This window comes from Sphingomonas aliaeris (assembly GCF_016743815.1).
GTDB classification, from domain to species: domain Bacteria; phylum Pseudomonadota; class Alphaproteobacteria; order Sphingomonadales; family Sphingomonadaceae; genus Sphingomonas; species Sphingomonas aliaeris.
In genome coordinates, this window is sequence record NZ_CP061035.1 from 3,313,574 (window position 1) to 3,340,000 (window position 26,427).

The 26,427-nt window shown below is 62.9% G+C and carries 19 protein-coding genes, 1 tRNA gene, 2 rRNA genes and 1 riboswitch (1 of these 23 running past the window's edge); of the genes, 12 read left to right on the forward strand and 10 right to left on the reverse strand.

Features of this window, described 5'->3' with window-relative positions; translation table 11 throughout:
- The first annotated feature begins 82 nt into the window (after window positions 1-82).
- The 7 genes from H5J25_RS15615 to H5J25_RS15645 all read left to right on the forward strand — a co-directional run bounded on the left by H5J25_RS15615 (window position 83) and on the right by H5J25_RS15645 (window position 10,038).
- Window positions 83-3,148 (forward strand): TonB-dependent receptor domain-containing protein, encoded by a 3,066-nt coding sequence (locus H5J25_RS15615; protein ID WP_202092631.1) that lies wholly within the window; start codon window positions 83-85, stop codon window positions 3,146-3,148.
- 73 nt (window positions 3,149-3,221) lie between these two features.
- Complete coding sequence (locus H5J25_RS15620) at window positions 3,222-4,415, forward strand: pyridoxal phosphate-dependent aminotransferase (protein WP_225883177.1); 1,194 nt, start codon at window positions 3,222-3,224, stop codon at window positions 4,413-4,415.
- Window positions 4,412-5,884, forward strand: coding sequence for a S10 family serine carboxypeptidase-like protein (locus tag H5J25_RS15625; protein ID WP_202092633.1), 1,473 nt, complete (start codon window positions 4,412-4,414; stop codon window positions 5,882-5,884). Before H5J25_RS15620 ends, H5J25_RS15625 begins: the two co-directional genes overlap by 4 nt.
- The gene (locus tag H5J25_RS15630; RefSeq protein WP_202092635.1) at window positions 5,881-7,194 is read left to right on the forward strand and encodes an APC family permease; all 1,314 of its coding nucleotides are present in this window, start codon (window positions 5,881-5,883) and stop codon (window positions 7,192-7,194) included. The genes H5J25_RS15625 and H5J25_RS15630 overlap by 4 nt, the downstream gene beginning before the upstream one ends.
- 62 nt (window positions 7,195-7,256) lie before the next feature.
- Window positions 7,257-8,054 (forward strand): aldo/keto reductase, encoded by a 798-nt coding sequence (locus H5J25_RS15635; RefSeq protein WP_202092640.1) that lies wholly within the window; start codon window positions 7,257-7,259, stop codon window positions 8,052-8,054.
- Between the two features lie 59 nt (window positions 8,055-8,113).
- On the forward strand, window positions 8,114-8,440 hold the full coding sequence (locus H5J25_RS15640; protein ID WP_202092642.1) for a hypothetical protein: 327 nt from the start codon (window positions 8,114-8,116) through the stop codon (window positions 8,438-8,440).
- A complete protein-coding gene (locus tag H5J25_RS15645) occupies window positions 8,437-10,038 on the forward strand; it encodes a methyl-accepting chemotaxis protein (protein ID WP_202092645.1) in 1,602 nt (533 codons plus the stop codon). Before H5J25_RS15640 ends, H5J25_RS15645 begins: the two co-directional genes overlap by 4 nt.
- Before the next feature lie 64 nt (window positions 10,039-10,102).
- Here H5J25_RS15645 and H5J25_RS15650 read toward each other — a convergent pair whose 3' ends face one another.
- From H5J25_RS15650 to H5J25_RS15680, 7 genes are all read right to left on the reverse strand, one after another.
- Window positions 10,103-11,188, reverse strand: coding sequence for a hypothetical protein (locus H5J25_RS15650; protein WP_225883178.1), 1,086 nt, complete (start codon window positions 11,186-11,188; stop codon window positions 10,103-10,105).
- Complete coding sequence (locus H5J25_RS15655) at window positions 11,163-11,363, reverse strand: hypothetical protein (RefSeq protein WP_202092649.1); 201 nt, start codon at window positions 11,361-11,363, stop codon at window positions 11,163-11,165. The genes H5J25_RS15650 and H5J25_RS15655 overlap by 26 nt, the downstream gene beginning before the upstream one ends.
- A gap of 124 nt (window positions 11,364-11,487) precedes the next feature.
- Window positions 11,488-12,525 carry a methionine synthase gene (locus tag H5J25_RS15660; protein WP_202092655.1) on the reverse strand — a complete coding sequence of 346 codons (1,038 nt, stop codon included), beginning with the start codon at window positions 12,523-12,525 and terminating at the stop codon, window positions 11,488-11,490.
- A 28-nt stretch (window positions 12,526-12,553) separates the two neighbouring features.
- Window positions 12,554-13,540 (reverse strand): DUF1852 domain-containing protein, encoded by a 987-nt coding sequence (locus H5J25_RS15665; protein WP_202092657.1) that lies wholly within the window; start codon window positions 13,538-13,540, stop codon window positions 12,554-12,556.
- Between the two features lie 120 nt (window positions 13,541-13,660).
- A riboswitch (cobalamin riboswitch) is annotated at window positions 13,661-13,885 on the reverse strand.
- Between the two features lie 133 nt (window positions 13,886-14,018).
- On the reverse strand, window positions 14,019-15,122 hold the full coding sequence (locus tag H5J25_RS15670) for a glycoside hydrolase family 130 protein (protein ID WP_202092659.1): 1,104 nt from the start codon (window positions 15,120-15,122) through the stop codon (window positions 14,019-14,021).
- Window positions 15,119-15,382, reverse strand: a complete 264-nt coding sequence (locus tag H5J25_RS15675) for a Gfo/Idh/MocA family oxidoreductase (RefSeq protein WP_202092665.1) — start codon at window positions 15,380-15,382, stop codon at window positions 15,119-15,121. The genes H5J25_RS15670 and H5J25_RS15675 overlap by 4 nt, the downstream gene beginning before the upstream one ends.
- On the reverse strand, window positions 15,379-16,881 hold the full coding sequence (locus H5J25_RS15680; RefSeq protein WP_202092667.1) for an MFS transporter: 1,503 nt from the start codon (window positions 16,879-16,881) through the stop codon (window positions 15,379-15,381). The genes H5J25_RS15675 and H5J25_RS15680 overlap by 4 nt, the downstream gene beginning before the upstream one ends.
- 140 nt (window positions 16,882-17,021) lie before the next feature.
- On the opposite strand from H5J25_RS15680, the gene H5J25_RS15685 reads away from it, so the two are divergent.
- The 5 genes from H5J25_RS15685 to H5J25_RS15705 are packed head-to-tail and all read left to right on the forward strand — an operon-like array spanning window position 17,022 to window position 23,581.
- Complete coding sequence (locus H5J25_RS15685; RefSeq protein WP_202092669.1) at window positions 17,022-19,343, forward strand: TonB-dependent receptor; 2,322 nt, start codon at window positions 17,022-17,024, stop codon at window positions 19,341-19,343.
- A gap of 45 nt (window positions 19,344-19,388) precedes the next feature.
- Window positions 19,389-20,354, forward strand: a complete 966-nt coding sequence (locus H5J25_RS15690; RefSeq protein ID WP_202092671.1) for an alpha/beta hydrolase — start codon at window positions 19,389-19,391, stop codon at window positions 20,352-20,354.
- Complete coding sequence (locus H5J25_RS15695; protein WP_202092672.1) at window positions 20,351-21,115, forward strand: TetR/AcrR family transcriptional regulator; 765 nt, start codon at window positions 20,351-20,353, stop codon at window positions 21,113-21,115. The genes H5J25_RS15690 and H5J25_RS15695 overlap by 4 nt, the downstream gene beginning before the upstream one ends.
- Window positions 21,116-21,125: 10 nt before the next feature.
- The gene (locus tag H5J25_RS15700; protein WP_202092674.1) at window positions 21,126-22,364 is read left to right on the forward strand and encodes a glycoside hydrolase family 1 protein; all 1,239 of its coding nucleotides are present in this window, start codon (window positions 21,126-21,128) and stop codon (window positions 22,362-22,364) included.
- On the forward strand, window positions 22,364-23,581 hold the full coding sequence (locus H5J25_RS15705; protein ID WP_202092676.1) for a serine hydrolase domain-containing protein: 1,218 nt from the start codon (window positions 22,364-22,366) through the stop codon (window positions 23,579-23,581). Before H5J25_RS15700 ends, H5J25_RS15705 begins: the two co-directional genes overlap by 1 nt.
- A 420-nt stretch (window positions 23,582-24,001) precedes the next feature.
- On the opposite strand, the gene H5J25_RS15710 is transcribed toward H5J25_RS15705, so the two are convergent.
- The 3 genes from H5J25_RS15710 to H5J25_RS15720 all read right to left on the reverse strand — a co-directional run.
- Window positions 24,002-24,078 (reverse strand) — tRNA-Met (locus H5J25_RS15710).
- Window positions 24,079-24,140: 62 nt separating this feature from the next.
- Window positions 24,141-24,255, reverse strand: a 5S ribosomal RNA gene (gene rrf / locus H5J25_RS15715).
- Between the two features lie 196 nt (window positions 24,256-24,451).
- Window positions 24,452-26,427, reverse strand: a 23S ribosomal RNA gene (locus tag H5J25_RS15720); it runs 816 nt beyond the window's last position.

Here is a 26,427-nt window from a genome sequence, read left to right on the forward strand (position 1 = left end):
CCTGCGCTATTCTTGCGACCGGGATCGATCGCAGACGGCAGCAGCCGCGCGATCGTGGGACATGGCGAACGAAGGGGGCTTCATGCAGCACGTACATAACGGAATGATCCGGGACCTGATGGCATCGACGGCGGTACTCGCCGCGTTGATCGCGACGCCGGCGCTGGCGCAGCAGACCCCCGCCGATCAGTCGATCGCGACCACCGTCGATGCTGATCCCGCAGCCGAAGAGACGATCGTCGTCACCGGGTCGCGCATCCGCCGCGCCGGTCTGGACAATGCCCCCCCCGTTGCGGAGATCACCACGCAGTCGATCACCGACCGCGGCTTCATCACCGCCGCCGAAGCGCTCAACAACCTGCCGTCCAACGCGCCCGTGCTGAACCAGGCGGACGGCAGCGGCAATACGAGCGGACCGGGTTATCAGGCGCCGAACCTGTTCAACCTCGGCGTGGGTCGCACGCTCACTTTGTTCAACGGTCGCCGCATGGTTACCACGGGCAGCGGCATCGGATCGGCGGATGGCGTCGGCAATGCGTTCGTCGATGCAAACATCATCCCGCTCGGCCTGCTCGACCGGGTCGAAGTGTATCAGGGCGGCGGCGCGGCGGTGTACGGGTCGGACGCGATTGCCGGCGTGGTCAACTACATCGTCAAGAAGGACTTTTCCGGCCTCGTGATCGACGGCCAAGCCGGCATCGCCGGCCGCGGCGATTATGCCACGCAAAGCGTGCGGGGTACCGCCGGCATCAACTTCGCGGATGGGCGCGGCAACATCGCGGTCGATCTCGGCTATTCGAAGTCGCCGACCCTTTTGTTCGACGCGCGTCCGCTGTCCAACCTCGGTCGGCTGACCGTCAGTAATGCGGCTGACACGGGCCCTGCGGACGGCATTCCGGCGGTGAAGGAGATTTTCAACGCGGCGTTCTGGCCGTTCAACAGCAACGGCGTGATTTTCACCCGCGCCGCCCCGGTCGCCCCGTTTCTGGCGCGCAGCAACGGCAGTGCGCTGCAATTCTCGCCCGACGGAAGCGTCATCCCGTACGATACGGGGGTTCTCCAGGGCATTCCCTTCGCCTCGGGCGGGGACGGTTTCAAATATCAGGCGCTGGCCGGGCTGCGCACCGGGGTGGAACGCTATACCGCCAATCTGGTCGGTCACTACGACCTGATCGATAGCATCACCGTCTCGACGGAGTTGCTGTATGCGCGCACCACTGGCACGGAGATCCCGCAGGGAAACAGCTACACGACGCTGAACGCGGGCGCGTATAACGGCCCGATCGCCTTCACCGCCGCCAACCCCTATCTGACGACGCAGGCCCGCACCTTGCTCGGCACCGCCAATCCGGCGTTCGCCGCCGGTGCGCCGCTGTTCCTGTCGAAATACTTCTACGATCTGACGCCTGCGAACGACCAGACGACGCGCACCGAAACCTATCGTGCAGCACTCGCGCTGGACGGTGATTTCGACATGGGATCGCGCAACTTCTACTGGTCGCTCGCCGGCAGTTACGCGCGCGTCGATGGCGCGCAGCGCAGCTGGCAAGTGGTCAATTCCCGCTTCCAGAACGCGATCAACGCGGTGACAAGCGGCGGGCGGACCGTCTGCGCGATCAATGCGGATGCGATTACGACGAACGACGATCCGAATTGCGCCACGATCAATCCGTTCGGCAACGGAAACGTCAGCGCCCACGCACGCAACTATGTCAGCACGCGCGCCGGCACGGACTGGACCAACGAACAGACCGACCTGCTCGCGACGCTCGGCGGCACGCTGGTCAAGCTGCCGACCGGCAGTGCCGATTTCAGCGTCGCCTACGAACATCGCAACGAAAGCGCGCGCTTCGACCCGCTGGAAGCCAACCGGTTGGGCAATTTTGGCACCGGCGTCCGTCAGATCGGCCAATCGGGCAGCTACAATACCGACGAAGTATCCGCCGAACTGATCGTGCCGTTGATCGGCAAGGACTTCCAACTCCCGTTCGTCCGGCTGCTCGAAGCAAAGGGCGCGTTCCGGTATGTCGACAACAGCTATGCCGGCAAGGAGAACGTCTGGGATATCGGACTGCGCTGGGAAGTCGTACGCGGCGTGACGTTACGTGGATCGCGCAGCCGCAATTTCCGCGCGCCGACGCTGACGCAGTTGATCGCCCCCTCGGCCAGTGGCCTCGACTCGACCGGCTTCGACCCGTGCGATGCCGACCGTATCTCCGGTGGGCCGAACCCAGCCGTACGCCGCGCGAGCTGCCTTGCGCTGTTCACCGCCAATCCCGGCTATGGCGTCGATCCCGACGGTACCGGCGCCGGCCTGAGCGCGGCCGCCCGTCTTGCGCGGTTCCAGAATCCGTCCGAAAACTTCGCCCGCGCGACCGTGACCACGGGAGGTAATCCCAACCTTCGCAACGAAGTGTCGAAGACCTGGACCTACGGCATTCTGCTCCAGCCGGCCATAATTCCTGGCCTGACGATCAGCGCCGACCGGATCGAGATCGATCTGAGGGACGGGCTGTCCGCCTTCTCGACGCAGGATTTCACGGCGGCCTGCTATGACGATCCCAATCCGGCGGCCGGCGTATGTAACGCCTTCACGCGCCTCGCCACCGCGGACGCGATAAGCCCCGGCGGTACGATCGCGACCGGCACCACGACCACCTTCAATGCGGGCGTCCTCCGGTATCGCGGCGAAAACTACATGGTCGATTACCAGTTCGCATTGGGCGGCCTGTTCCGCACGGGCGATCTCGGCCGGCTGCAGCTGACCGCGGCGGCGACTCACAACACGGTGCTGACGACATCGGTCACCGGCACCACCTTCGTCCGGACGGACGGGACGTATCTGTCGCCGACCTGGGTCGGGCGCTTCAACGCCGCCTACAGCAAGGGGCCGCTGCGGCTAACCTATCAGTTGCAATATCGTGACCGGACCGCGGCCGGAGCAAACGTATCGATCGAGACCACGCCCAACCCGGTGCTGGCGCGCAACATCGTTCACGACGTGTCGGCACAGGTCGATCTGGGCAATTACGCCTTACGGCTGGGAATCGACAACCTGACCGACAAGGATCCGTCCTATCCGCAGATCGCTTATGGCGACATCCTGGGCCGGCGCTTCTACGCCGGTGTCCGGATCAAGCTGAAGTGACGGTATCGCCCGGCCGCACCGCCGGGCGAACCACCGGCGACGCCCCCTGACGCGCGGATACGGACCCCTGACGATGAACCGGCCGGATGTGCCCGATCATGCCCCCGCCGTGGCATCGGCCATGACCGAATCCTATTCGAACTGGATTCGCCGGGTGATCCGCGCCGTCCGCTCCGAACGGAACCTGCTCGTTAGCCTGTTCGACAGTTCTGTTCCCGAACCCGTCGACCAGCTCCGCCGGATGATCGTGGAGGGCTTCGGGGAGACGATCACCACCCGCTATACGAGTGCGTTCACGAGCGGGAATCCATACGTCGTCGCGCAGTTGGCGCGCCACTATGCCGTGCCTGCGGATCGAATCGTCTGTACCACCGGGGCGACAGGTGCCCTGTCGCTGATCTACCGTGCGATGCTCGCACCGGGGGAACGCGTGCTAGTGGAAAATCCGGGCTTCGACCTGTTTCATAAGATCGCCGATACCTATGGCTATGGCGTAGATTACTTCCAGCGCCGCGGGGACGGCTTCACGATCGACCCCGCCGAGGTCGCCGCCGCGATCACGCCCGCGACACGTCTTATCGTGCTGTCCAACCTCCACAATCCCTCCGGCATGGCGCTCTCCGCCGACACGCTGGCGGCGATCGGCGCGCTGGCAGAGACGCGCGGCATTCACGTGATCGTCGACGAGGTCTATGGCGACTATATCGAGCCGGGCGTTCGCCCGCCGCCCGCAGTGCAGGTATCGCCTGCGCTTATCAGCATCAGCAGCCTGACGAAATCGCATGGCCTCAGCACGCTGCGGTGCGGCTGGATCGTCGCTGTGGAAGACCCCATCGCCCGGATCCGCGCGCTCGCCGAGGAAATCGACTTCGGCGTATCCAACCTGTCCCACGCCGTAGCCGCGTTGGTCCTGGAGCATCCCGATCTTTTCGAGGGCTATCGTGCCGGGATGATGGAACGCGCGCGGCCGATCATGGCATCGTATCATGCGCACTGGCTGGAACAGGGGTTGGTCTCGGGCGCGTTGCCGGCGTTCGGCTGTATCGCCTTCCCGCGACTGATCGGGATCGACGACACGCTGACTTTCTCCGAATGGCTGGCCGATCGTTGCGGCGTCGTCGTCGCGCCCGGAGAATATTTCGGCATGCCCGGCCATATCCGGATCGGGTTTGCGCGAACGCCTGCGGATGTGGACTACGGCTTGCAGGCGCTGACCGATGGCCTGATCCGGTATCGCGACCAGCATGGCAGGGATAGGACGGAATGATGGTTCGGCTGGTCTGGGGATTGGCAATGCTGCTCGCCGGAGCCGCCGCCTTCGCGCAGGACCGACCGGCTGTCGCAGTAACACCGACGATCCTCGCCCGCAGCGCGCATAGGATCGCGCTACGGGGGCGCGGGGTGGACTATACCGCCGAGGCCGGATTGGTTCCGGTGTCGAGCAAACCTAGGCGTCAGGATGCGACCGCGGGGTACATATCGTACAGCCGGACCGCCGGGGCCGACCGCCCGGTGCTGTTCGTGTTCAACGGCGGCCCAGGCGCGGCGTCCGCTTTCCTCCAGATGGGCGCGCTGGGGCCGTTCCGCGCGCACGTGCCGCAGGATCCGACTGCGCCCCTGCCCGCGATCGCCCCCATTGCCGCCAATACCGATACGGTGCTGGACATTGCCGATCTTGTCTTCATCGATCCGCCCGGCACCGGTTTCTCCACGATCGCAGCCGACGCAGATGCCGCCTTCTACCGATCGGTCCAGGGGGATGCCGACGCCGTCGCGCAACTTGCCCGTGCCTGGCTGGCAGCGCACGGCCGCTCCGGCGCACCGATCCACATCCTTGGGGAAAGTTACGGCACGATCCGCGCCGCCGCGATGGTCGATGCGCTGCGTAATCAGGACCCCGGCCTGAAGCTGCGCGGTGTGCTGCTGCTCGGGCAGGCACTCAATATGATCGAGACGTCACAGCGCCCCGACAATGTCGTCACCTACCCGGTGGCGTTGCCGATCTTGGCTGCGATCGCGTGCTACCATCACGTCCGCCCCCAGCAGTGTACGCCTGAGAATAGCGTACGCGAGGCGTCGGCTTACGCCGAAACCTATCTCACCGCACTGTTTCGGGGGCGCGCGCTCGACGCGACCGGCCGCACATCCGTCGCGGCGAAACTCGCCGAACTGACCGGCATACCCAGCGCCTATTATCTCGCCCACGACCTTCGGATCACGAAGGAACGATTCCGGGTCGAACTGCTCCGCCAGCGGAACCGGGTGCTGGGGCGATATGACGCGCGCTACACCGCACCTCGCCCTGCCGGTACCGGCGATACCGTCGGCCCGGATGCGTTTTCGGCCGTGTCTGATCTGTACGGCAAGGCGGTGATCGGGCAATTGGCGCGGATCGGCGTACGCGACCCGCAAGCGTACCGCGTTATCATTCGCGGTGGAGACGACTGGCGATACGGATCCGGAGATTCGCCGTTCAACGACTGGCCGTTCATGGCACGGCTCGAAGCTGCGATGGCCGCAGAACCGGAGTTGCGTCTATTCGTCGGTACCGGCTTGTACGACCTGACCACGACCGTCGGCGCCGCGGATTATCTGGTGGCGCAAAGCGCGTTGGCCGCTGACCGGATTAGCGCCGCACACTATCCCGCCGGACATGTCGCCTATTCGGACGATGCCAGTTGGCGCGCGTTGATGCGCGACATACGCGCTTTCCTGACGACGGGGTCCGAACGTTGACGGACGCGAAGCTCGCCAAGGGGATCGACCTGTGGGGCGTGGTCGCGCTCGGCCTTGGCACCGCGGTCGGCGTTTCGATCTTCTCGGCGATCGCGCCAGCGGCACGTATTGCCGGGCCGGCGATGTTGCTGTCCGCGCTGATCGCCGCGCTGCCAATGTATTTGATCGCAGTCAGTTATGCGTTTCTCGGATCGGCCTGCCCGGAATCGGGGGCGTCCTTCGTCTGGCCGGCCCGTTTTCTGCACCCCGCCTGGGGATTCTATATCGGCTGGGCGCGGATCGTCGCCAATGTCGGTGCGATCGTCGTGCTGGCGTTGGTGCTCGTCAAATATGTATCGATGATCGTACCGCTACCGACCAAGCCGACGATGCTTGCGGTGCTGCTGCTCGCGCTGATCGCCAATCTGTTCGGCGTGCATATCGCGACGCGCGTGCAGAAGGTGCTGCTTGTCGGCATGCTCATCCTGTTTGCGGTGTTCATCGTCTGGGGCGGGGCGACGGCCGTCGATACGGCGCGAATGCAGCCGGTCTTCCCGCACGGCGTTCACGGCATGATCGCGGCGACCCCGTTGCTGATGGGGCTGTTCTTCGGAATCGAGGCCGCGACCGAGGCGGGAGCGGAGGTGACCGACAGCCGCCGTGCGATCCCGCTCGGCATCGCGCTGTCGATCGGGTCCGCGACGTTGCTTTATCTCGCGGTCGGCTTCGTCGCGCTGGGTGTTCTGGGTGGCGACCGGCTGGGGTCCAGCGAGGCGCCGATCCTTGACGCCGCAAAGCAGTTCATGGGCCCTGTCGCGACACCGGTCATCGTGCTCGCGGCGGTGTTGTCGATCGGAAAGTCGCTGAACGCGCTGTTCGCGATGTTCAGCCGCAGCCTGTATGCGATGGGCGTGGCCGGAATGCTGCCCGGCGCGCTCGGCAAGATTCATCCACAGTGGAAGACCCCCTATGTCGCGTTGATCGCAGTTTTTCTGCTGGGTTGCGTCGGATTGTTGCTGCCGATGGAACTCACCTTCCTGTTCCTAGCCGTCAACATCCCGAACCTGCTGAAATATGCGAGCATCTGCCTGTCCGCCGCCCGCGTCGTGGAGCGCCACCCGGCAATCTACGAAGCCGCAGCGTTCAAATTCGGCCCCCGGACGATGCGCGGGCTGGGCTATGCAGGCGCAGCGTGCGCGGTCGTGCTAATCTTCGTCGGCATCGAGGCGGATTGGCGACCCTATGCGCTGCTGATGGGCTGGATGGTTTGCGGCCTAGGCTATGCGATGTTCGGGCACCCTGCCCCTCATCCGGCCGGGCAAGCCGAATAGAAGGCCGTGCACGTGCCGGGCGGGCATCCGGAACCGGAACCCGTGTCGCTCGCTTACACGGCATGACAGATCTCACCCTCAACGATGGCCGCTCGATCCCCGCGCTTGGAATGGGCACGTGGCAGGTTCCCGACAGCCAGGCCGCGTCGATCGTCCGGTCCGGGCTGGATATCGGATACCGATTGATCGATACCGCAGCCATCTATCAAAACGAGCGCGGGGTCGGTGACGGTTGCAAATCGGGCGACGTGTTCCTGACCACCAAACTCTGGAACGATCGCCACGACGACGTCACAGCGGCGATGGATGAAAGCCTCGCTTTGTTAGGAGTAGAGTCCGTCGACCTCTATCTCATCCACTGGCCCGTACCGGCGAACAACCGGTTCATCGATGCCTGGAAGGGGATGATCGCGCTCCGCGATGCAGGAAAGGCGAAATCGATCGGCGTTTCGAACTTCCTGCCCGAGCATATCGACGCCATCGTGGCGGCGACCGGGGTCACGCCCGCCGTCAACCAGATCGAACTGCACCCCCGGTTCCAGCAGCGCGAGCAGCGGGTGTATCATGAGGCGCATGATATTGTGACGCAGAGCTGGAGCCCGCTCGGACAAGGCAAGGACCTGCTGACGGATCCCGTCATAACCGGCATCGCAGACAAGCATGGTCGCAGTGCCGCACAGGTGATCCTGGCCTGGCACCTTGCGCACGGACTATCGGTGATCCCAAAGGCATCCGACGCTACGCATCTGAAGGACAATTTCGACGCGACGGGTTTAGAACTGGATCGCGAGGATGTGGCGGCGATGGACGCACTCGACGACCCGGAAGGACGCCTCGGGTCCCACCCGAACTCCATGTAACGGGACGATAAATTCGTAGGGTTGAGTATATCTTAACCACATCCGGGCATGTCCGGAGCATGTTCCGCGTAAGCCTTCCCTCGATCGGAGCCGTTCAGATCGTCGCGGTTATGACGATGCTGGCGGCTCTAACATTCTGGCCGCCGGCAAGCGGCGCCATGATAATCGTGCCGTTGACGCGTGCGTCGCAGGCCAGCCTGCTGAACCTCGCGCTCGGTCACAAAGCGACGCTGCTCGGCGAAGCGCGCGTCGCCGGACTCCTGATCGTAAACGGGGACCGCGAAACACTAGCGCCGGCGTTCTGGAATGCGCGAGCGCTTCTCGTCGCGGCGCCATCGCCTTTGTGTTCCACACGCGGCGGAAAGAGCGAAGGGGCATCTTCGTGACCTTAGCCAGTCTCGATCTGCCCTTCATGCGGATGGCGGCGGACGACAATTTGCCGGCTATCGAGCGGCTCCAGATGGGCGGCGTGCGTCTGCTGACCGTCCTGGGGTGGATCAGCCTGACGCTATTGATCGTGTCGGATACCCTTCTCAGGACAGGCAGTATCCTGCCGATCCTGACGGTCGGTCTTGTCGCGATGGCGGGCCCGACCTTCATGACGTTTCGGCGGCGCTGCGATCAGGAGGCGCGGATCGTCGTCGGGACGCTCGCAGCGGTCATGCCCGCGCTTCTCGTCTATGTGCTGCAGGGTCATGACTGGCAGATGGACGCCCACATGTACTTCTTCGTCGCCTTGGCGTCGCTGGTGGTGCTGTGCGACTGGCGTGCGATCGCGGTCGCGGCGGGCCTGATCGCCCTTCATCATCTGCTTTTCGATTTCTCCGCGCCGAACTGGGTCTTCCGGGGCGAAAGCAATATCGGGCGCGTCCTGTTCCATGCCGCGGCGGTCATCCTGCAATTCGCGGTCCTGTCGTTCGTCACCGGTACGTTGCGACGGTTGCTCGACGCGCAGGACACGTCCGTCGCCGAGAGCCGACGTCTGCTCAAGGAGGCGAATGACGAGCGCCTGCGGACCAAGGAAGCGCTTACCCTTGCGCAGCTCGCGGATATCGAACGCTCACAGGAACGTGACCAGCGGGAACGGTTCGAACGCGAAACGATCGACCGCCGCCGCGACGAGATATTCGCGCTCGCCAGCGCGTTTGAAACCGGTGTCGCAACCGTTGCCCGCGCGATCGACGATGCGGCGGCCCAGCTCGAAGATTCGGCAGTCCATCTCGACGGGCTGGCCGGAAGCGCGGGGATCGAAGTGGAGGCGGCCGTGTGCAGCGCGACGGCCACGACGACCGACGTCCGCCAGGTCGCCGATGCGATCCGGGACCTCAGCAGTTCGATCAGCGTCATCAATCGGTCGGCAACCGAGCAGACCGAACTGACGCAAGCGGCGGAAGGCCACGAAAATCAGAGCGGTACGACGCTGGTCGAACTTGAACGCCACGTCTTGCAGATCACCACGTTCGTCGACGAGATCCAGGCAATCGCCGCCAAGACCAACCTTCTGGCGCTCAACGCGACGATCGAGGCGGCGCGTGCCGGCGATGCCGGACGTGGGTTCGCCGTCGTGGCGGGCGAGGTCAAGTCGCTCGCCTCGGACGCGTCACGAGCGAGTCACAGGATTTCCGGGCTGCTGGCAGGCATCCTCGGAAGCGTCGAGCGCGCGTCGACGCATATGTCCGAAGCCGGCCAGGCCATCCGACACATTTCGAAGACTGCAAATGGTATCGCCGACGCGGTGGACGATCAGCGCAGCGCCTCCGAAACGGTCGAGAAAAGCGCGGCGCGTGCGCTTCAGAGTGCCGACCGGATCGAGCAGAAGATGGAGCGGGTGGCAGCCTCCGTCCTCGCCGCCGCCTCGCTTTCCGCGCAGGTCCGGCAGAGCGCGACCTCGCTTTCAGGCGGCGTACACAGCCTCCGCCAATCGACGGAGCAATTCATCTCCAGCCTTCGTTCCGACAGTCGCAACGTTCACGAACGGGCATGACGTACTGCCCCGACCAGAGCCCCCGAGGGTAACCGTACCCGCTCGTTCGCGGCCGCTCGTTTCGCTAGTTGATGATGAAGGGCACGCGCACGGCGAAGCTCGATGATTTCGCCATCGTACCGCGCGCACGCATCCTGACATGGGTCACTGCTGACTGCGAGTTGGGGTTGCCGCTCGTCGGGGTGTAGGACCAGGTGACGCCCTTGTCGTTGGAAAAGGAAACGTCGTCGGTCGCATCGCCGGGTCCGCCATACCGCGCCAGAAGCGACGAGGGTGTCGGCCCTTCCACCATCCTTATAACCGTGCCCGATGTGGCCATATCGCCGTCGAGCGCGATCTTCGCGCCGGGCGGCGTCGGAATGACGACATCGATGGCACCCGGCTCCAAAGGAACGATATCGGGGTTCGAAAATGTCGCGGACACCGCAAACCGACTACCGGGAATGGCTTTCGGGCTGTTCGTCGTATTTACGGGATCCCATGTCACGACCGACGTCATCGCAATGGTGGCGTTTTGCGGCGTGACGGTCAGCGTGATGTCGATCACGGAGACGCCGGTTCCGGTATCCGGAACCCCTACGCAGATCCCGAGCACCTTGATGCCGCCTGGACAGAGATCCCAGTTCCAGTTGATGGTTATGCGGTCGCGATAGACCCCGACCGGCGGAAGGTTGCCGTCGTCCGGTTTGACGAAGATCGGCAGGTCCGCCGAACTGTTCCCCAACAGCCCGAGAAGATTGAGCAGATTGTTCTGCATATAATCGATCGTCGTGCCCTGGGCGAAGGGGTATGTGCCATCTGGATCCGCCGAAGCTTTGTATACCATGCTCCCGCCCCCATCCCGGATGAGCTTGAACGCGTTCGCACTGGTGAACTTCGCGCGTATGAAGTTGCCGCCCAACAGGACCAGCAAGGCCGAATCGCATTGGAGCCCGGCGATGCTTCGAAGCGATGGCACCACCTTCGCTTTCACCGCATTGGGCGAATAGGTCCCGAGATCGGTCTTGACCGATGTCGTCAGGATGCAGGCGACGGCCGGCAATGGCGCGCATGCGGCAACGAACGCGACGACCGGGGCGAGGACCCGGGGGCGAGGACACGACGCCACGGTGCTGTCGCCGCGCTCACTGACCTGCCTCCGTGTCGTCACGCTCGGCGGGTTGGGCGACGACCCGCGACATGCAGACGACGCGGCGCCTTTCGCTCGGCCCCTTGCTTCGTCCGATCTCCTGCCATGATACAACCGTCGCAGCCGCACCGTCGCGGCAGGCCGTATCCGCCACCGACGCATCATCGATGACCGCCGATCGGGTCATGCCCTGCATCTGCATAAAGGGCGCGATCGCCAAAAGGCATAGGTAACGCATCATTCCGGCTTTCGAAGTCGTTCTACGTTCTCCTGGAATGTCGTGATGATCTTAACTGAACGTTGAAGAACCGATCTGACGATCATCCCGGTCCGGTCGAAAGTTCTCGTCGGACGATCTCCGTACCCGCGCCCAACGCCCTCAGCTTACCCTTGGCGATATCGCGGGACAGCGGCGCCATGCCGCAGTTCGTGGCGGGATAGAGCTTGTCCGCATCCACGAACTTGAGCGCCTTGCGCAGGGTATCGGCCACCTCCTCCGGTGTCTCGATATCAGTGGTCGCCACGTCGATCGCGCCGACCATCACCTTCTTGCCCCGGACGAGCTCGATCAGATCCATCGGCACACGTGAATTCTGACATTCCAGCGATATGATATCGATCCGCGACTTTTGCAGATTGGGGAAGGTTCGCTCGTATTGCCGCCACTCCGATCCGAGCGTCTTCTTCCACTCGGTATTGGCCTTGATCCCGTAACCGTAGCAGATGTGCACGGCAGTCTCGGCCTTCAGACCTTCGGCAGCCCGTTCCAGCGTGGCAATCCCCCAGTCGTTCGCTTCGTCGAAAAAGACGTTGAACGCCGGTTCGTCGAATTGGATGATGTCGACGCCCGCGGCTTCCAGTTCTTTCGCTTCCTCGTTCAGGATCCTGGCAAACTCCCAGGCCAGCTTCTCGCGGCTGCGGTAATGATCGTCGTAGAGGGTATCGATCATCGTCATTGGCCCCGGCAGGGTCCATTTGATCGGCCGATCCGTCAGCGACCGCAGGTATTTGGCATCGTCGACGAAGACCGGTTTGGGGCGCGAGACGGCACCGACCACCGTCGGTACGCTCGCATCGTAACGATTGCGGATCCTGACGACCTCCCGCTTTTCAAAATCCACGCCGCTGAGATGTTCGACGAACGTCGTCACGAAATGCTGGCGCGTCTGTTCGCCATCGCCGACGATATCGATGCCGGCTTGCCGTTGATCGTCCAGCGCCAGGCGAAGCGCATCCCGCTTTCCGGCCGCCAGTTCGGCCCCCTCCAGCTTCCACGGCGACCAGAGCGTTTCCGGCTGGGCCAGCCAGGAAGGCTTGGGCAGGCTGCCCGCAGTGGTGGTCGGCAACATAATCGTCATGATAGAATATCCCGGCTTTTTTGATCGTTCACAGGCCGCAGGTCGCGGACCATTGCGCCAACATCGCGGCGTGCGGTTTGATGAAATGCCGTTCGGCGAACCTGCCCTGTTCGATCGCCAGGCTACTTCGCTCGTCGCGATCGTAGACGATGCGGGTCAGCGAATAGTCCTGATAGTGCAGGCTGGGCTGATAGTGTTCCGCCGCCACCGAATTGGCGTTGTAGATTTCGGGGCGGTATATTTTCTGAAACGTCTCCATCGTGCTGATCGTGCTGGCCAGCTCGATATCGCTATAACCGCCGACCAGATCGCCCGAATGATAGAAGGCCAGCGGGGCAACGCCGTGGCGCGGCATGAAATAGCGCACTGCCATGCCCATCTTCGCGAAATACCTATCGGTGCCCGAGAAGCGGTCGTTGCGATATTCCATCCCAAGCACGGGATGTTCGTTCGTCGTGCGGTGATAGATCTCCTTGCTCGAAACGCTCAGGCAGATGACCGGGGGTTTGGCCGCGATGTCGCGATAGGCATCGGACTTCAGGAACTGCTTGAAGAGCTTGCCATGCAGATCGCCGAACTCCTCCGGCGGGCCGCCATTCGGGGCGTGGCTGAGATGGTCGGGCAGGCAGATACTGAAATCGTAATCCCGGACGTAGGACGAGAAATTGTTTCCGACCATTCCGGGGATGCGCGTGTCGGTCCGTCTGTCGATAACGGTCGTCTGCAGTATCTCGATCAGCGGGAACGGCTGCTCGCCGAACCGTGCATCGATCTGCAAGGCGGCGGAAATGATCGTGAGTTCGACGGAATAGCGGTCACCTGCCGGATTGTCCCAATGCATCAGCGAATTGAAGCGATTATCGATCATCTTCAGCGTGTTGCGCAAATTCTCCCGTCGGCTTTCCCCGCGCGCAAGATTGGCGAAGTTGGTCGTGATCCGCGTGCTGTCGGCGGGGCGATAGTCCTCGTCGAACGGAATGCTGCTGATCGTGAAGGTAAAGCCGCTATTGGTCATGTCTCACCTGCTTTTGCCGGGCGGGGGAGACAAGAGCGCGCGGAACGTCGACAGGACCGGATGGCGTGAGCCACTGGATTTGCGTCAAGCGCGATCCACCGGAGGAACCCCCGTCCGAAGAACGTTATCGCGTCGGAGGCAGGTCTCCTGGCTCACGGGTCAACGCGGTGGTTCCGGCCTTCCCAAGCTCTTTTGCAAAAAGCCCAGTGACACGAAATGGAACCGCCGCTCGCCGCTTACAGTTGCGGGGGCAGCGCCGGATTTTCCCCCGAAGAGGATCACCGGCTTCCCGTCTTAGCCTTATCGCCATGCCTGGAATGAGGAACCTCGACGTCGCTGTTCAACACCATCGGAGAGCGAGTGTCAACCATGATATAAAGACATCCTTATATCGTTATACCGTTAGATCGTTGGTTGGCTGAACTGCGGTGGCTGTACGAAAGGTGATGACGATCCGTTGATGGAGGTCCGACAACTGTCAGACGTGGAAACCGATCGGGGCGACGGAAACGCCGATCCGGGAATCAGCAAGACCCGAGTATAGCAGCCATTGGCCGTCGAAGGCGACGAGCCCTTCAGCGAAGCAGACGTTGCCGATCTGACCCTGGGCCTCTGAACTGTCGATCGTCAGAAACGGCCGTTCGAGACGACCGATCACCGCGGTCGGGTCAGCGGGATCGAAGAGCAACTGGCCGGGCTGATAAGCGAAGGGCGGGGTGTCCGGGGCGCCGCCCTTATAATGGTTGGCGCCGTTATAGATCAGGACGATCCCGTTTGGGGTAAGCACCGGCGGCGGGCCCGGTTCGGTGAGCAGCGAATCGAAACGTGTACGGCGCGGGCCGGCGAGTGAGCGCAGGCCTTGTGGGCCGGCGACGCGTTCCAGCTGCCAGTGACCCATCGGCCCGGACACTTCGGGATCCCAGGTGAGATACTTGTCGGGAGATGAGTCGGCCTCCAGCGGCGTCCAGCGGATCAGATCGGCGGACGTCGCAGCGAAGATCGTTCCCTCGCCCCAATACATCCAGAATTTACCGTCGACCTGCGCGGCAACCAGCCGGCCGTCGCGCAGCTCGGTCAAGATCGCCCCGGCCTTGGTCGGACGGCGGACGTAGGGACTGCCAGCAAAGGCGGGACCGTGCTTGGTCCAGACGCGCAGGTCGCGCGACGTCGCGACGAACAGGCATCCGACCTTTCCGTCGAATGCCGTGTAGGTGCAGACGAACGTCCCGTCGGGTGCCGTAATAACGCGCGGATCCTCCAGCCCGCCCGGCCATTCCCAAGCCTGCCAGCGGTCGTCCCCCGGGGCCAGGACGGGTTCGGGATCCAGTTCGAACAGCAGGCCGTCGCTGCTTGTTGCGAGACCGATGCGCGACGTACCTGCATAGCGCCCGATCGCATCCTCCCCGCGGACCAGCAGGCAGATCTTGCCGTCATGGACGACCGCACCCGGATTGAAGGCGTCCTTCGCTGCCCAGGATACGGGACCAGTGGATAACGGGCAGGCGAAGCTGACATCGGCGCGATCTTCGAGCACCCGGACGGGCGACGTGAAGGGGCCGAGTGCCCAGTCGGATGATGTCATGAATATGGCTCCAGCGCACGTCGGCCGATACTGTGATGCACGCCCGGCGGGGCCAGATTGACTACGAGATCGATTGCCGGATCGGCGAGCAACGCATCGACGGTGACGGCGTGCCCACCATATCGTGCCGCCTGCGTCCAGGCGGAATGCATCGTGCGGCTCCCAAGCGCGGCAAGCGTAAGACCCGGTGCGCGAATGATGCTGCCGAGATAGGCGTGGCTAACCATGCCGCAGCCGATGACGCCGACGTTGAGGCTCATGCGGCGAGCGGGGCGGCTGCGCCCACCGCGATCGCTCGGCGTGCGTCCAGATCGCCGATGATTTGGGCATGCTTCCTGGCGTCGAGGCGGTAGAACAGGCAGGTCGTTGCAGCGAGCAGGGCAAGCAGGCTGGCCCCGGGCCCATAGATCGCGCCGATCCAGTCGATCGTCGCCGGCGACAGCTTCGCTGCTGCAGCGGCTGCATCGCCGCCGCTCTCGAACCCGATCGCCTGCAGCGCGACGCCCGCAACGAGCGACCCGAAGCCGGCCGCCGCCTTGCTGGCAAAGGCCCAGCCGGCATAATACAGACCTTCACGCCGCGCGCCGAACAGGTGTTCGTGTTCGTCCGCCGCATCCGCCATCATCGATGCGAAGGATATCGCCGCCGCGGCCATCAACGCTCCGCCGACTATCACCGTCGCGGAAAGGATCGTGACCAACGTGATGCCGGTGAACGGGAATATCCCGATCAACCGGAGCGTCGCGGGGATCGAAAAAGCGAGCGCGAGCCCGACCATCCCGATTAACAACACGGTGCGTTTTTCCATCACCTTCAGGAACGGCCCCGCCAGCGGCGCGCCGAGCAACAGTCCGGCGAACAGCGACAAGGTGACGATCTGCATCTGGCCTGGCGTCATCCGCCAGAAATACGTGTTTGCGTGCAGCCCGAGCGTGGAGTGGATGCTGAGCGAGGTGAACAGCAGCAACGCACCTACGAAAAGGGTGCGGAAACTTTGGTTGCGGAACACTTCGCTGAGCTCACGCCAGAGCCGGGTGTGGATCGCACCGTCGCCGCTGGCGGCCGCATGCTGTCGGTCGCGCGTCGCGAGCAAGGCACGGACCGCGATAATCCCGCCAACCGCGCCGACCAAGGCGGCGCTGAGCGCGAAGGGGGCGTAAGCCGCGCGCCGCGACAATCCACCCTCCCCGCCCAAAAATACTCCGAACCCCAGGACGATGGCGATCAGCGCGCCGAGCATCGCAAAGCCCCAGCGCCACGCGGCGATCGAGGATCGCTCAGCGTAGCTGTCGCTGAGTTCCGCGCCGACCGCATTGTACGGCAAGAGGAACAAGGAGATCGACACCCGCAGTCCGATCGACAGGAAGGTCAGCCACGCGAACAAGGCCATGCCCGTCAGCGCGGATGGCAGGGAAAAGATCAGCACCATGAACAGCCCGGTGCAGGGCACGCCGATCAGGATGAAAGGCAGCCGCCGACCCAATCGCGACGTCCATCCATCGGACATGCTGCCGATGAGCGGATCGACGACGGCATCCACGACGAGGCCGATCGCGAGCGCCACGCCTGCTAGGGCGGCGGGTAAGCCGCAGACGGCGGTAACGTAAAAGAAGATGAAGATGTTGACCGCCTGATTGGCGATTCCATCTAGTAACGCGCCGCTCGCATACCCGATCTTCGTGCCGAACGGGAGCGGTGGCAGGCTCCGCCCCGTGCCGCTCGAGACTGCTGGTATGGGCGTTTCGGCACCGTCGTGCATATCGCTCTCCCGGATTATCGTTCTTGTTGATGCATCGTAGCACGCGTAACCCGAACTACAACAAAAAGGATGTACGTTCTGCAAGTGTGATGCTAGAGGAGGTGCGTCAGACGGCAAATGATCGTCGATGGGAAGGATGGATGATGAAGGTTTTTCAGACGCTTACGACGTTGGCCGCGTCTACCGCCCTGACTGCCATTGCGGCGCCAGCGATTGGCCAGACCGCGCAGGTCACGAGTAGCGTCGCCGGCGAGCCAGACGAGACCAGCGACATCATCGTCACGGCCAACAAGCGCGAGGAGCGGCTGCAAGACGTGCCGATCTCCGTCACCGTGCTGAGCGGCGACCAGCTGGTGAAGCAGAACATCACCCAGGTGACCGACCTGACGCGCAGCACGCCCGCGCTGAATACCGCAGGCCCGTTCGGCGCGCTGTCGATCCGCGGCGTCGGTTCGCTGTCATTCGCGCGATCCGCGGAAGGGTCGGTGGGAATCGTCGTCGACGGCGTCGCGCTCGCCAACACTTCGTCGAATCCACCGCAATTGTTCGACGTTGCGCGCGTCGAAGTGCTGGAAGGGCCGCAAGGCACCTTGTTCGGACGCAATTCGTCCGCTGGCGTCGTCAACATCGTCACCAACGCGCCGAACTTCACGACCCTTTCGCTCTCGGCGCATGCCGATATCGCGACCCGCAACCAGTATATCGCACAGGCGGTGGTCAACGTGCCGATCGCCGCCAATGCGGGATTGCGCGTATCCGGCGCGTACAGCCAGTCGCCGCAGAACCAATATAATCGGTTCGACGACAGCTATCTCCGCACTCGCGGCAGAAGCGGACGCGCACGGTTCCTGTGGGAACCTACGCCGGACATCGCGATCAACCTGATCGGGGATTACAGCAAGTTTACGGTCAAGGGCGGAGTACCGTGGACGGTGTACACGTCTACGCCCGGCAGCCTGTTGTCCAGGCGGCTCGCATCATGCGGCGTCACCGTCGGACTGGAAAACCAGCAGGGGTGTACGGACGGCGGCAACGATACCGCGACCGAAGTCTATGGATTTTCCGGGCAGGTGGATGCGACGATCGGCGGGCTGACGCTCACCTCGATCAGCGCATACCGGTCATACCAGTCCTTTGCCTATCGCACCGATGTCGACAGCGTGCCGGTCAACCGGCTCAACACCAATTCGTCACCCACCAACGTCCGCAATTTCAGCCAGGAGTTCCGGCTGACCTCTCCCAAGGGCGGTCTGATCGACTATGTTGGCGGGCTTTATTATTTCGACAGCAAGCTGGATGGGGTGAATACGCAGAACGGCAACATCCTCGCCGATTTGCCGCTGATCGGCGCATGCCCGTTCGGTGCGTCGGCGTTCCTTGCCTCGCTATGCGCGCGTCCGGCCGGACAGATTCAGACGACGAGTTCGATCACCACCAGCTATGCCGCGTTCGCCAATGCAACGATCAATCTGTCGCCAGCGCTGCGCGTCCTGCTGGGCGCACGGTACGGACATGAGGATGTCGCCGCCCGCACGACGGCGGTGCTGGTCCCCGGCGCGCTGACCGGCATCCTCGGCATCGCACCGATCAACGGCACGATCGAGGACACCTACTTTTCATACCGTGTCGGTGCGCAATTCGACATGACGCGCGACGTGATGCTCTACGGTACCTATACGAAGGGCTATAAAGGCCCGTCGGTCAACGATCAGACCGGCGGCGGTGCGATCCCGCTGCTCGTCCAGCCGGAAATCCCACACGCGAGCGAGATTGGGGTGAAGGCCGACTTGTTCGATCGCCGGCTGACGGCAAGCATTGCGGGCTATTACAACCGCGTCGATAATTTCCAGGCCCAGTTCTTCAATCCCAGCGTCAGCGCCTTCATCTTCGGCAATGCGCCGAAACTGGTCACCAAGGGCGTGTCGGTCAGCCTGCTCGGACGTCCGATGCGCGGACTGACGCTGAATGCGGGCGTGCTGTACAACGATGCGAAATATGGCAACGGGTATCTCGTCGCCTGTTCGCAGGGGCAGACGGCCGCGCAGGGCTGCACCACGGTCGGCACCGGGCGTGTCGACGATGCAGGCGGCAACCGTTTAATTGGTGCACCCAAGTGGAAAGTTACCGGCTTCGGCGAATATGCGACGACGCTGTCGGGCGCAGTGCAGGGCTTCGTCCAGGCCGACATGGCCTATACGTCCCGGATCAACTTCGAGGCCGCATACAGCCCGCTGGCGACCAATCGCGCGGCGGCGATATTCGGGGCGCGTATCGGCCTGCGTACCGACGACAATCGCTACGGTATCGCGGTGTTCGGGCGGAACCTGTTCGACACGTATCGTCCAGTGGTTCGCTTCGCCACGCCGACCGCGCAACAGCAGCTCGATCCGCAGTCCTTCGCGCAGATTTCGGGCCCGGAATCGCGTCGCACGATCGGCGTCTCGCTCGACGCCAAATTCTAAAAGGGGGCGGGCGCGGCGGCTTCGGCCGTCGCGTCCGGATACATCATGAATACAGACGCCGCCCGCATACCGATCGCCGCATCCGTGTCGCCCGAAGCGCGCGGCAAGCTGGAAGGCATTCGCGCATTCCTGACGGCGATGCCAGCAACGCCGCAACCGCGCACGCAGGAGGAATTCGATGCGGCGGCCGCACGTGGCGCGATCTTCGCCGAACAGCTTGGCAAGAGCGTGCTCGACGCGCTGGGGACGATCGCGACCGAGCGGATGCTGGGCGGCATTCCGACGCTCGACGTCGTGCCGCCCGAGTTCGAGGATGATGGCAGCATCATCGTCTATGTTCACGGCGGCGGCTTCGTCACGGGATCGGCGCGCGCCAATCTGGTGACCGCCGCACTCGCCGCCACATCCAGCGGCCGTCGCGTGATCTCCATCGACTATATGCTCGCCCCGCGCGCGACGTACGACGTAATCCTGGATCAGGTTGCGGCGGTCTGGTCGGCCTTGCTGGCTGAGGGCGCGGATGCGGGAAAGATGGGGTTGTTCGGGGATTCGGCAGGCGGCTGCATCGTCGCCGCCACTGCCTTGCTGCTGCGCGATCGCGGCATTCCCGCGCCCGCCGCGATCGTCATGCTTTCCCCGGTCACGGATATTGCGGGCGAAGGCGACACCACCGCCACGCTTGCACATGCAGACTATCTCGACGCGACGGTCCGCGACCTTGCACGCAGTGCCTATGCGCCGGGGGCCGATCTTACCGGTCCGCTCGTCTCCCCGGTATTTGGCGATTTCACGCAAGGCTATCCGCCGGCGTTAATCCAGGTCGGGACTCGTGAAATCCTGCTCAGCGACAGCGTCCGGTTGCATCGACGCCTGCGCGCCGCCGGCTGTTCCTCGCGGCTCGAAGTCTATGAAGGCATGCCGCACGTCTTCCAGTCGCTGCTCGCCGACGCCCCAGAAGGGCGCGAGGCCTGGGCCGAAATGACGGCTTTCTGGGCGGATTATCTCGCGTGACTGCAGGCATGCTGGTGCCGCCGCCGCAGGGCGTTACTGTACCGGGCATGAGCAAGCCCGATACAGATGCCGCCGCCGCGCGCCAGCCCGCTATATCCCGGTCCGACACGGCCCCGTCCGACACCCCCTCGCCCGCAGGCGTCGGGCAGCGCCCCGCCCGACGGCCGCAAGCCGAGCGCAGTGCAGACACGCGGGGCAAGCTGATCCAGGCGGCGATCACCTGTCTTCACCGCACGGGATATAGCGCGACCACCGTATCGACCGTGGCCGAGGAGGCCGGGGTCAGCCGCGGCGCGATGACGCACCAGTTCCCTGCCAAGACCGACCTGATGCTCGCCGTGGTGGACGCAGTCTTCTCCGCCGATGCGCAGGTCTATAACGACACGATCGCGAAGATGACCGCGGGTGACTGGCTCGTTGCACTGCCCGAAACGATGTGGAGCGTGATGAGCGCGCCGTCCGGCATCGCGGTGATGGAAATCATGCTCGCCTCGCGCTCCGATCCCGATCTTGGCGATCAACTGCGCCGCTTGCAGGGACGGATCGACGCCCGCGCGCACGTGTGGAGCGAAGAACGCATCCGTGCCGCCGGGCTGGAGCCGCATCCCGAAGCGGTGGCGATCCACGAACTCTATGTCGCGGCCGTCCGCGGCCTCGCGCTCGAATCCACGTTCATGAACAATAGCGAGGCCGTGCACCGCTCGCTCGCCGTGCTGTCGGAAATGATGCGCCGCTTCTACCCCGAACTCGCCAAACCCTGAAGGATCCAAGATGGTCGATGTCGCCCCCCGCCCCGCGCCCGAAAACTTCCTGTGGGGCACCGCGATCTCCGCGCATCAGAGCGAGGGCAACAACGTCAATTCCGATGCTTGGCTATGCGAGAACGTGACGCCGACGCTATACCGCGAGCCGTCGCGCGACGCATGCGACAGCTACCACCGGTATGAGGAAGATATCGCGATCGCCGCTGGCCTCGGCTTCAATTGCCACCGGCTCGGCATCGAATGGGCGCGGATTGAGCCGGAGGAGGGCAAATTCTCCGTCGCGGAGCTCGATCATTACACTCGCGTGCTGGAAGCGTGCCACCGGCGTGGGCTGAAACCGATGGTGACGTTCAACCACTTCACCGTCCCGCGCTGGTTTGCCGCACGTGGTGGGTTCAAGGTGGCGGACGGTGCCGATCTGTTCGCGCGCTTCGCGGAGAAGTCGACCGAGCGGCTGGGCGACCTGATCTCCTATGCCTCGACCTTCAACGAAGCAAATATACAGCGCCTCGTCGCATTGCTCCGCATGGCCGATGCGCGGGCGTCCGGCGGCATGGATGCGATGCTCGCCGCGTGTCGCAAGGCGACGGGTTCCGCGCACTTCTCATCCTTGCTGTTCGCGCCCGTGGCGACAAGCGAACCGATCATGGTCGATGCGCATGAGAAGGCGATGGCGGCGATGAAGGCGGGGCCGGGGGACTTTCCGGTCGGCCTGACGCTGACGATGCAGGATGTCCAGGGCGTGGGGGAAGGTCATAAGGCGGAGGCTCTGATCGACATGCTGTACGGCCCGTGGCTGGAAACGGCGAAGAATGCGGACTTTGTCGGCGTGCAGACCTATTCGCGCGTCCTCGTCGGCGCCAAAGGCCGCCTCCCGCCGCCGGAGGGTGCCGAGATGACCGGTGCGCATTACGAATTCTATCCGCAGGCGCTGGGCGGGACGATCCGGTTCGCGCACGAACGGATCGGTCGTCCGATCTACGTTACCGAAAATGGCGTCTGCACCGACGATGACACGCGTCGTATTGCTTATCTCGACGCGGCGTTGGCGGAAGTCCGGGGGTGCCTGGCGGAGGGGATCGATGTGCACAGCTATATCTGCTGGTCTTTGCTCGACAATTTTGAATGGACCCGCGGCTATGGCGAGCGTTTCGGGCTCGTCCACGTCGATTACGAGACGTTCGAACGCACGCCGAAGCCCAGCGCACACTGGCTTGGCGAACGTGCGCGATCGGGATTGATCTGATGCGGCGGGGGACGCCGGAGGAGGCCGGGCTGATCCCGGCCGGTCTCGATGCAGTCGACGCCGCGGTCCAGGCGCAGATCGATGCCGGCGTGATTGCAGGCGCTGTGACGGTCGTCGCGCGCCACGGCGTCGTCGCTCGGATCGGCACCCCCGGGTATAAGGATATCGCCCGCGGCGAAGTGATGGCGGAGGATACGATCTTCCGCATCTTCTCCATGACCAAGCCGATCACAGGCACCGCCATGATGATCCTTCACGACGAAGGTTTGTGGCATCCGGACGATCCGATCGCGAAACACCTGCCGGAACTATCGAATCTTCAGGTGTTTGTCGGGGAGGCGGATGATGGAACGCCGATCCTTGCCCCAGTCGATCGCGCACCGACGATCATGGATCTGATGACGCATCGTGCCGGCTTCGCCTACGGCGTCGCGATCGGCGAACCCGCAGACCGGATTGAGGCGATGTACCGCGACGCCCAGGTTCTTCAGGCGAACGACCTGACCGACATGATCGCGCGGCTCGCTCGCCTGCCGCTGGCATATCAACCGGGAACGCGGTGGCGATACAGTCTGTCGATGGATGTGCAGGGCGCGATCGTGGAGCGACTGAGCGGGCAGACGCTGGCCGAATTCATCCGCAGCCGTATCTTCACCCCTTTGGGGATGGTCGACACGGCCTTTTTTGTCGCGCCGGACAAGCGGCAGCGGCTCGCCACGCTGTACCTCAAGATGGGAGACATGCCGCTCACCGCGATCGACAATCCGCTCCGCCCTGATCCCGAGGCGGAGCCCCGGATGGCAATGGGCGGCGGCGGCTTGTTCTCCACCGCCGTCGATTACGCCCGCTACACCCAGATGCTGTTGAATGGCGGCGAACTGGACGGTGTGCGCATCGTCAGCGCACAGGGCGTACGCGAGCAGATGACCAACCGCTTGCCCAACGACATGCTGGAGGCACGCTTCGTCGCAGGTCATCAGGCGTTCCGGCCCGGTTTCGGCTATGGCTATAACGGCGTCGTCTTCACCGATCCGGCGCTGGCCGGCATACCCGTCGGACGGGGCACGTATCATTGGGACGGCGCGGCCGGGACGTGGTTCTGGGTCGATCCGGAGAATGATGTACTGTTTGTCGGAATGATCCAGTTGCTGTCCTATACCGCCCCGCCACTACAAGCGACGACGCAGTGCCTGATGGCCGATGCGCTGCTTGGCTAAGGGACTTGCTGGTCCTGAGCGGAGGACGACGCGTCGGAAAGCGCGGCATGCAAGTGGGCACCGTATAGCCCCGGTGCTTTCGGCGATCGGTGCATCGGCCGATCAAGAAGGGCCAAGTGGATGTCCATAGCGGACTTGGCCGCCCCGCGCGGCTGTGGCGCGAGCATAGTCGAGGTGGATTGATGTAGGTAGAGCCTGCCCCCGCCTTCCCGCGTCCGGCTACTCGAAACGAATTACGATTAGCCAGCGTGCCGAACCTCGCAAAGCGTTCTCGGCTTTGAAATCGCCGTTTTTGAAGCGGGGACAGCTTGTTGCGTGGATTAAAGTTTCAGCCGGTTACGCATCGCGAGGCGTGTCCAGCCGATCTACGCCAGACGCAAAAAAAGCCCGCGAAGTCGTGCGACTTTGCGGGTTGATTGTTGGTTGCGGGGACAGGATTTGAACCTGTGACCTTCAGGTTATGAGCCTGACGAGCTACCGGGCTGCTCCACCCCGCGCCAGGGTGAGACATGTGAATGGGTTCTGATATCGTTTCGAATGTTTGCTCACCGGCTACAATGCCTGGCGACGACCTACTCTTCCATCGCTTGAGCGATAGTACCATCGGCGCAGTCAGGTTTCACGGCCGAGTTCGGGATGGGATCGGGTGGGGCACTGACGCTATAGCCACCAAGCAATGGAGCCGGCGAGCGGGCGTCCCCTCAAGGTTGAGGGAACGCCACAATGAAACGGTTCTGTTCAAATCGATGCACGCTTTCCTGATCTCATGACGAGTTCAGGGCATTGGTTGTTTATTAGGCATGAGCAAGATCGTCATCCGCCATCATGACGTCGCTGGTGTGACCCAGTGTTGTCGTTGATGGTGGGACTCTCAAGCGCAAATAGAGCAATTAGTATCGGTTAGCTCCATGCGTTACCGCACTTCTACATCCGATCTATCAACGTCGTGGTCTCCGACGGCTCTATGAAATCTTATCTCGAGGGAGGCTTCCCGCTTAGATGCTTTCAGCGGTTATCCCGTCCATACATAGCTACCCTGCTGCGCTCTTGGCAGAACGACAGGTACACCAGAGGTATGTTCAACCCGGTCCTCTCGTACTAGGGTCAACTCCTCTCAAATTTCGACGCCCACGGCAGATAGGGACCAAACTGTCTCGCGACGTTCTGAACCCAGCTCACGTACCACTTTAATTGGCGAACAGCCAAACCCTTGGGACCTGCTCCAGCCCCAGGATGTGATGAGCCGACATCGAGGTGCCAAACAACCCCGTCGATATGAGCTCTTGGGGGTTATCAGCCTGTTATCCCCGGCGTACCTTTTATCCGTTGAGCGATGGCCCTTCCACGAGGGACCACCGGATCACTATGACCGACTTTCGTCTCTGCTCGACTTGTCAGTCTCGCAGTCAGGCGGGCTTATGCCATTGCACTCTAACAGACGGTTTCCAACCGTCCTGAGCCCACCATCGCGCGCCTCCGTTACTCTTTAGGAGGCGACCGCCCCAGTCAAACTACCCGCCACAGAGGGTCCCCGATCCAGTTTCATGGATCTGGGTTAGACATCAGAAAACAACAGGGTGGTATTTCACCTATGGCTCCACGTCAGCTGGCGCCAACGCTTCAAAGCCTCCCACCTATGCTACACAGTTCTTTCCTAATGCCACTCTGAAGCTGCAGTAAAGGTGCACGGGGTCTTTCCGTCTAACCGCGGGTACTCCGCATCTTCACGGAGAATTCAATTTCGCTGAGCATGTCCTGGAGACAGTGGGGAAGTCGTTACGCCATTCGTGCAGGTCGGAACTTACCCGACAAGGAATTTCGCTACCTTAGGACCGTTATAGTTACGGCCGCCGTTTACCTGGGCTTCATTTCGCAGCTTGCACCACTCCACTTAACCTTCAGGCACCGGGCAGGCGTCAGGCCCTATACGTCGTCTTGAAGCCGACTTAGCAGAGCCCTGTGTTTTTGCTAAACAGTCGCTACCCCCTGGCCTGTGCCCCCTCAAAATGCTTGCGCACAGTGAGGGCCTCCTTCTTCCGAAGGTACGGAGGCAATTTGCCGAGTTCCTTCAGGACACTTCTCTCAAGCGCCTTGGTATACTCTACCTGACCACCTGTGTCGGTTTCGGGTACGGTCTATACGGTGGGGCTATTTCCTGGAACCTCTTCGAAGCCTGCCCAATCCAATAAGGGCAAACAACACACGAGATCCGTCACACACCACCAGGCCCACGAATATTAACGTGGTTCCCATCGACTACCCCCTTCGGGCTCGTCTTAGGGGCCGGCTCACCCTGCGCGGATTAGCCTTGCGCAGGAACCCTTGGTCTTTCGGCGAGAGGGCATCTCACCCTCTTTATCGCTACTCATGTCTGCATTCGCACTTCCGATACCTCCACGACCCATTACCAGATCGCTTCACAGGCTTACGGAACGCTCCGCTACCGCGTGACTTACGTCACACCCTAAGCTTCGGTGCATCACTTTAGCCCCGTTACATCTTCGCCGCAGAACCTCTTATTTAGACCAGTGAGCTGTTACGCTTTCTTTAAAGGATGGCTGCTTCTAAGCCAACCTCCTGGTTGTTTTGGAAGTTCCACATGCTTTCCCACTTAGTGATGACTTGGGGACCTTAGCTGTAGGTCAGGGCTGTTTCCCTTTCGACGACGGACCTTAGCACCCGCCGTCTGTCTCCCGGATATCACTCCTAGGTATTCGGAGTTTGGTTAGAGTTGGTAGGTCTCGCGACCCCCGCATCCATCCAGTGCTCTACCCCCTAGGGTGTCCATCCGAGGCACTACCTAAATAGTTTTCGCGGAGAACCAGCTATTTCCCGGCTTGATTGGC

Excerpts from the sequence above, each read along its gene's own strand:
- H5J25_RS15615 (WP_202092631.1), top strand. The coding sequence starts at position 83 with ATGCAGCACGTACATAACGGAATGATCCGGGACCTGATGGCATCGACG.
- H5J25_RS15620 (WP_225883177.1), top strand. The coding sequence starts at position 3,222 with ATGAACCGGCCGGATGTGCCCGATCATGCCCCCGCCGTGGCATCGGCC.
- H5J25_RS15625 (WP_202092633.1), top strand. The coding sequence starts at position 4,412 with ATGATGGTTCGGCTGGTCTGGGGATTGGCAATGCTGCTCGCCGGAGCC.
- H5J25_RS15635 (WP_202092640.1), top strand. The coding sequence starts at position 7,257 with ATGACAGATCTCACCCTCAACGATGGCCGCTCGATCCCCGCGCTTGGA.
- H5J25_RS15640 (WP_202092642.1), top strand. The coding sequence starts at position 8,114 with ATGTTCCGCGTAAGCCTTCCCTCGATCGGAGCCGTTCAGATCGTCGCG.
- H5J25_RS15655 (WP_202092649.1), bottom strand. The coding sequence starts at position 11,363 with ATGCAGGGCATGACCCGATCGGCGGTCATCGATGATGCGTCGGTGGCG.
- H5J25_RS15660 (WP_202092655.1), bottom strand. The coding sequence starts at position 12,525 with ATGACGATTATGTTGCCGACCACCACTGCGGGCAGCCTGCCCAAGCCT.
- H5J25_RS15665 (WP_202092657.1), bottom strand. The coding sequence starts at position 13,540 with ATGACCAATAGCGGCTTTACCTTCACGATCAGCAGCATTCCGTTCGAC.
- H5J25_RS15670 (WP_202092659.1), bottom strand. The coding sequence starts at position 15,122 with ATGACATCATCCGACTGGGCACTCGGCCCCTTCACGTCGCCCGTCCGG.
- H5J25_RS15675 (WP_202092665.1), bottom strand. The coding sequence starts at position 15,382 with ATGAGCCTCAACGTCGGCGTCATCGGCTGCGGCATGGTTAGCCACGCC.
- H5J25_RS15680 (WP_202092667.1), bottom strand. The coding sequence starts at position 16,881 with ATGCACGACGGTGCCGAAACGCCCATACCAGCAGTCTCGAGCGGCACG.
- H5J25_RS15685 (WP_202092669.1), top strand. The coding sequence starts at position 17,022 with ATGATGAAGGTTTTTCAGACGCTTACGACGTTGGCCGCGTCTACCGCC.
- H5J25_RS15690 (WP_202092671.1), top strand. The coding sequence starts at position 19,389 with ATGAATACAGACGCCGCCCGCATACCGATCGCCGCATCCGTGTCGCCC.
- H5J25_RS15700 (WP_202092674.1), top strand. The coding sequence starts at position 21,126 with ATGGTCGATGTCGCCCCCCGCCCCGCGCCCGAAAACTTCCTGTGGGGC.
- H5J25_RS15705 (WP_202092676.1), top strand. The coding sequence starts at position 22,364 with ATGCGGCGGGGGACGCCGGAGGAGGCCGGGCTGATCCCGGCCGGTCTC.